This is a genomic window from Ferdinandcohnia sp. SAFN-114, from assembly GCF_059415045.1.
The window spans coordinates 22932-29592 of sequence record NZ_JBPFDQ010000064.1 but is presented as its reverse complement, the minus strand read 5'-3'; the positions used below and the strand labels follow the sequence as shown (position 1 = coordinate 29592).

Here is a 6661-nt window from a genome sequence, read left to right as displayed (position 1 = left end):
CAAATTAATGAAAAAGTGTTAAATTTAATATGGATAGGTGTTTTATATATGTCTCATTTGGCTAGGTCAGTTCACATCCCCATACCTCTTCTTCTCATACACCCCTATTTGTTTGAAATGGAATGGCAACATTTCATGGTGCTGCCACCCAACTTTTATCCTATAAAATCTGCGAAGCTTTCGAATTGCTGGATGAATTCAAAGGCGACACCTGGGAAAATTCCAAAGCCAATGGTCCCAACCACTGCAACAATTAAAACAATCAACACACCTGCAGGTAATTTAATTTTTTCATCGTTTGCAGCAGGTCTAAAGAACATCTGTGTTAAAATTCCGAAGTAATAGAAATAGGATACAACGGTTGTTGCAATCATAATCGACGCCAGCACATAACGTGGTGGGCTCGTTACAAAAGCTCCAATGAAAATCTCTAGTTTTCCAATGAATCCTGCCGTTCCAGGGATACCTGCTAAAGAAAGGATAAACACTCCAAGTGCAACGGCTAACACGGGTGAGCGCTTATATAAACCTGCAAATTGACTAATATCCTCGGAGTCAGATTTCTGCGTGATCACCTGAAGAACCGCGAAGAATCCAAGGCTCATGAAGAGATAAGCAACTAAATAGAACCAAATCGCATCCATCATAAAATATGAGAAAGCTACAAATGCTACTAACAGGTATCCTGCGTGGGCAATACTTGAGTATGCCATCATCCGCTTTATATTTCGTTGTCTAAGCGCAATGGTATTCCCGATAATCATGGTTGCACCCGCTATGATTGCTAACAGGTCTTGCAGGTGGAACAATAAAAATTCTGCTTCACCATTTCCTGAGGGCGCTTGGATGAACCCTGTTACTATAATTCTTAAGATAATAACAAAGCCCGCTGTCTTTGAAACAACACTTAAAAACGCCGTAACAGGTGTTGGTGCTCCTTGATACACATCAGGTGCCCACATATGGAATGGAGCAGCCGCGATCTTAAAGGATAGTCCAACTACGATCATAAACAAAGCAAGTGCAACAAGATAGATATGTTGTGGATCCTGAAGGTTACCGAATGCTCCGAAAATCTCCCTTAAATTCGAGGTTCCAGTGAGTCCATAGACATAGCTGACACCGAATAAAAAGATGGCTGTGGAGACCGTTCCGTTAATGACATACTTCATCGCGGATTCATTTGATAACCTATTGCGTTTCCGAAGCCCAGCTAATATATAGGAAGAAATCGAGAGCAATTCTAATCCGACAAATAATGTAATCAAGTCACCACTTGATGTCATAATCATCGTACCTAAGAGTGCTGCTAGAAGTAAGTAGTAAAACTCACCACGATACTCAACAAGCCCCTCTTCGGGTTCATAGCTCATTGCTAGCAAGAGTACAAGTCCTGTCCCCACTAGTAAAATTAATTTAAAAGCAATCGCAAAGGAATCAAGTCTAAATGTATCGTACAAAATCGATGTGACATCATTCCCGATTAACGAAACCGTAAACCCGATTGCAACAAGGATTCCCACGACTCCAATCCAACCGAGTGGCCGTCGGTCCTTGTCTTTTCCCATAAATAAATCCAGTAACGATAGAAGGGTTGCAACACCGAGGATGATAAATTCAGGTGCCATAACTCCCCAATCAAAGCTTAGTAAAGTTTCTGTATCCATCGGCTCACCCTCCTAACCCTAGCATGATAGTTTCAAGTGCAACCTGAAGTGGCTGTGTAAGCACGTTAGGATAAACACCAATCAATACGATAAACGCAAGTAACACCAATACCGGTACCATTTCAATTGGACGTAAATCAACTGCTCCCTCATAGGAATGAATCGTCTTACCATATGTCACATGTAGTACTGCACGAAGCAAATACACAGCTGTCATAATAATGCCGATTGCCCCAACCGCAGCGAGAACTGGCATTTCCTTAAACAGCCCAAGGAATGCCATGAATTCACTAACGAATCCGGACATCCCAGGTAAACCAAGTGAAGCCATCGCAGCTGCTAATAAGAATCCAGCCGTTAGTGGCATCACCTTTGCAAGCCCACCAAGCTTATCAATATACGATGTGCCTGCTCTCTCGTACATGACCCCAATTAAGAAGAACAATAATGCTGAAATCAAGCCATGTGACACAACTTGGAATACGGCGCCTTGCACTCCCGCTTCATTCATCGCACCAAGTCCTATCAACACAATTCCCATATGCGAAATACTCGAGTACGCCAGAACCATTTTGAAGTCTTTTTGGACGAATGCTAAAAATGCCCCATACAAAAGATTGATTACTCCCAGCACCGCAACAATTGGAGCAAGTGTGCTGAATTCATCTGGGAAGAATCCCATTCCGAAGCGGATGATCCCGTAAGCTCCAATCTTTAAAAGGATTCCTGAGTGTATCATGACAATGGATGGCGGTGCTTGTACGTGAACACGAAGCATCCATGTATGAAGTGGAAAAATCGGCAATTTAATTCCAAATCCAATGATGATCGCAATCAATAATCCAAGTTTTAGGTCCTCAGAAAATGTACCTGGAATTGGCAAGCTATCTGCCGGGCTGGCAAAAATCGCCGTTAGTGCCGAAATATTCGTTGTTCCAGCCTTTGCAAAAATGATCATGATCACGATCAGCAAGATCGCGGAACCTAATCCGTTATAGATTAAAAAACTAAATGCTGCTTTTTCTTTTTCAAAATATCCCCACTTCCCAATGAGAAAAAACGTAGAGATTAAGGTCATTTCAAAGAACACGAAGAACAATAGTAAGTTCCCGGCTGTGAATACGCCAAGCATTCCTAGTTCAAGTAAAAGGAAGAGCATGAAGTAGCCTTTCCATTCCTTCTTGATATGAACGGATGCAATAGCAGCAAGTGTGGAAATCACAGTTGTTAAAAGAACGAGTACTAGGGTGAATCCGTTTAGACTCATCTCATAATTGACTTCCCACGGATTGCCTTTTGGCAGAAAGCCAAACCAATAGACTGATTCCTTTAGCTTTTCAAGGTCTCCGCCACCTGTATAAAACCCGTACACATAAAGAGCCAATACCAATGAAGGAATAGTAGCTAATACGCCAACTAATTTAATCGTTTTTTCCTCAGTTTTTGGTACAAAAGCAAGTAGTGCAATACCTAAAATCGGGAAGAATACTAAAAGTGAAAGAATAAATGAGCTCATCTTAAGTACCCCCCTGTCAGTGCCACAACAAGTAGTAAAATCGCTAATCCAACAAAGGCAACGGAAGTGTACATTTGAACTTGCCCGTTTTGAAGCTTAGCTCCAAGCTTTCCGATTCCTTGGGTTGCCATTGCCACGCCTTTTACAATTCCCCCTACTAAAAATTCATCTATATAGCGAAGGAATAAACTAAATACCTTTGTCGCGTAGACAACGGTCATGTTATAAAATTCATCAATAAAATATTTGTTATAGACGACACTATACATAATTGGTGCGCGAGAGCTGAAAAAGTCTCTTGAAATAGACTTCCGTTGATACATCCCATAGGCAAGCAGCAGACCAAATAGGGACGCAAATGTTGCAACAGCCATAATCCAACCTGGCCCTTCGTGATGACTTGGTCCATATAGGTTCGTACCTTCTGTTAACCAATCCCCTAAAAAGGTGCCAAACCAAGGTGTGTTCACATATCCTGCTACAACCGCTAGAACTCCAAGAACAATCATCGGTATTGTCATCACACTCGGTGATTCTTTGACATTTGTTTGTTTTCCTCTTGCCTCACCAGTGAACACCATGAAGAACAAGCGGAACATATAAAATGCAGTAAAGAAAGCCGCAATCACCGCTAACCAGAACAGCACGTAATTCCCTTGTGCCCAGGTCGCAATTAAGATTTCATCCTTACTGAAAAAACCTGAGAAAAATGGAACACCACTGATAGCTAAGGTCCCAATTAAGAATAGAGGACCTGTAATGCGAAGTTTTTTCCACAATCCACCCATTTCCTCAATGTTCTGTGTGTGAACAGCATGGATGACGCTACCCGCTGCCAAGAACAACAATGCTTTAAAGAAAGCATGTGTCATTAAGTGGAATACTCCTGCAACATACCCGGCAGATCCTAATGCAAGCATCATATAGCCAAGCTGACTCACAGTAGAGTAGGCCAGAACACGTTTAATATCCTTTTGTGCTAAACCTATTGATGCTGCAAAAATCGCGGTAATTCCTCCGATAATCGCAACTGTCATCAACGCGGCATGACTTGCAGCAAATAAAGGATAAGTCGTAGCCACTAAATAAACCCCCGCCGCAACCATTGTAGCTGCGTGGATTAAAGCTGAAACAGGTGTCGGACCTTCCATCGCATCCGGCAACCAGGTGTGAAGTGGGAATTGACCAGATTTACCAACAGCTCCCACAAAAATTAAAATCGCAGTTAATGTGATCATGGTTGGTGAAATATCTCCAGCACCAACGGCGCTAAAAATTTCATCATATTCAAAGCTGTTAACTTGCCAGAATAATAGAATCATCCCAATTAATAAGCCTACATCTCCGATACGCGTCATAATAAACGCTTTTTTCGCTGCAGCTTTTGCTTCTTCCTTATAGAAATAGAAACCAATTAATAGGAATGAACCAAGTCCTACAAGCTCCCAGAAAATATACGTTTGGAGAAGGTTTGGAGAAATGACCAATCCTAACATCGCAAAAGTAAATAACCCAAGGTACGCATAGAAAACAGGAAAGCGCTCATCACCATGCATATACCCTTTTGAATACATATGTACTAAAAAACTGACAAGCGATACTACCACTAACATAAGTGCATTTAATTGATTGACTTCAAACCCCGCTGTTAAGTGAACATCCCCAATTGATAACCACGTGCTCTCATATTTGTATGTTGAGTTCCCAAGTCTCGAAATGAGAACCAACACCGAGTAGACGAATGAAATAAATGTTAGCAGAATGCCAAGATACGCACTCGACTCCTTCAATCGTTTACCGAATATAAGAAGGAACAAAAAAGAGATAAGCGGGAAAAGCGGTATGATCCATGCATTTTCCATCATCGTATCACAATCCCCTTCTTTGGCTTGCGGCTAAGGCTGAGTAGACCATTTGGTTCACAGCCTTTACCGGTACTTCATCAAATACGACTTAGCGTATTGTCGTTTTATTCTCCCAACAAAAGCTAAGTTAATGTTTCATCGTATTCATTTCATCAATATTAACTGTGCGTTTATTTCGGTACAACGCCATCAAAATAGCTAGACCAACAGCAAATTCAGCTGCAGCAATGGCGATTGTAAACAGTGAGAAAATTTGACCCGTAATTCCAGGGACCATTCCGTATTTACTAAAAGCCACAAAATTAATATTTACCGCATTTAGCATCAATTCAACAGAAATTAACACAATAACTGTATTTCTTTTTGTGAATGCCCCGTAAAGACCAATACAAAATAAAATTAACGCTAGGATGAGGTAGGCTGCTAATGGAACAGAACTCATTCCTCGTTCGCCTCCTCTACATTGTCTTTTTTCGCTAAGATGATTGCCCCTACTAACGCCACAAGTAAGACAACAGATGTTAATTCAAATGGAATCACGTATTTTGCATAAAGCTCCATTCCAATCTTCTCCGTATTGTTCACGTGCAGGTCTGTCGCTTGCCCTCCAAAATCCAAATCGTAAATGCCAAGGTAAACAGCAACACCAAATGCAAGGATTCCAAAAAGAACAAGGAAGGTTCGACCACGACTTACTTTTGGTTCGTTTGTGTCATTGTGTTTCGTCAGCATAATACCAAAGAGCATTAAAATGGTGATGGCCCCTGAGTAAATTAAGACTTGCACAGCTGCAACGAATTCTGCATGAAGCATCACATACAAACCTGCGATACTAATGAAGGTGAATACAAGTGCGATTACCATGTGGATGACCTTTTGGAGGTTCAGCATTAATATACCGCCGCCAATCGCACTAATTGCTAGGACTATGAATGCTAAAAATTCTCCAGTCACGCTTTATTCTCCTTCCTTACATTCGTATCATTTTCATCTAACCACTCAAGGTTTTTAAATAAGTCATCACGACTGTATTCCGCAAGTTCAAAGTTGTTTGTCATGACAATTGCTTCTGTCGGACAAACCTCAGTACATAGGTCACATAGAATACAAATTTCAAAGTTAATATCATAGGTATCAATTATTTTCCCTTTTTTGGTCGGGTCAGGGTGTTTTTTCCCGGTTAGCTGGATACAATCGGTTGGACAAATGTTGGCACATTGATTACATACGATACATTTTTCCGGATAAAATTTTTGAATACCACGAAAGCGATCTGGTAGTGGTAATGGTTCATTCGGATAATCATATGTGACTTTTTTATAGGTTAATTGATTAAGGGTATATTTCATCCCTTTCAGCAAGCCAAACATAGTTTGTCACCCCTTTATAAGGTAGTTTCGGTACACGAATCCTTTTTAGAAAAACGTTGTTTTCGCAAACATTGTTGTTTACTATATCGTTGACCTCCGCTTCAGGTGGACGCTTTCCGCGGGCGTGGCTTGAGCCTCCTCAACGAAATGTGGAGGCGGCTTGCACAGAAACGAGAAAATTGGCCGACTAAAGCGCCACTTCCTGTGGCGAAGTCGGCACTAGCACGTCGTGTGCGTCGGAGA

Annotated in this window: 6 protein-coding genes; all 6 read right to left on the bottom strand. The window is 41.3% G+C overall.

Going from position 1 to position 6661, the window contains the following annotated elements; translation table 11 throughout:
- Positions 1–155: 155 nt before the first annotated feature.
- The 6 genes from nuoN to nuoI all read right to left on the bottom strand — a co-directional run bounded on the left by nuoN (position 156) and on the right by nuoI (position 6418).
- Complete coding sequence (gene nuoN / locus ACR65M_RS18635; RefSeq protein ID WP_440274062.1) at positions 156–1667, bottom strand: NADH-quinone oxidoreductase subunit NuoN; 1512 nt, start codon at positions 1665–1667, stop codon at positions 156–158.
- Positions 1668–1671: 4 nt separating this feature from the next.
- On the bottom strand, positions 1672–3183 hold the full coding sequence (locus tag ACR65M_RS18630) for an NADH-quinone oxidoreductase subunit M (RefSeq protein WP_341333230.1): 1512 nt from the start codon (positions 3181–3183) through the stop codon (positions 1672–1674).
- Entirely contained in the window at positions 3180–5048 is a 1869-nt protein-coding gene (nuoL, locus tag ACR65M_RS18625; RefSeq protein WP_341333231.1) for an NADH-quinone oxidoreductase subunit L, read from the bottom strand. Before nuoL ends, ACR65M_RS18630 begins: the two co-directional genes overlap by 4 nt.
- Before the next feature lie 127 nt (positions 5049–5175).
- Positions 5176–5490: an NADH-quinone oxidoreductase subunit NuoK gene (gene nuoK, locus ACR65M_RS18620; protein WP_099354568.1), complete on the bottom strand. Its 315-nt coding sequence runs from the start codon at positions 5488–5490 to the stop codon at positions 5176–5178.
- Positions 5487–6002, bottom strand: a complete 516-nt coding sequence (locus tag ACR65M_RS18615) for an NADH-quinone oxidoreductase subunit J (RefSeq protein ID WP_341333233.1) — start codon at positions 6000–6002, stop codon at positions 5487–5489. The genes nuoK and ACR65M_RS18615 overlap by 4 nt, the downstream gene beginning before the upstream one ends.
- The gene (gene nuoI / locus ACR65M_RS18610) at positions 5999–6418 is read right to left on the bottom strand and encodes an NADH-quinone oxidoreductase subunit NuoI (protein WP_010677182.1); all 420 of its coding nucleotides are present in this window, start codon (positions 6416–6418) and stop codon (positions 5999–6001) included. The genes ACR65M_RS18615 and nuoI overlap by 4 nt, the downstream gene beginning before the upstream one ends.
- Positions 6419–6661 lie beyond the last annotated feature (243 nt).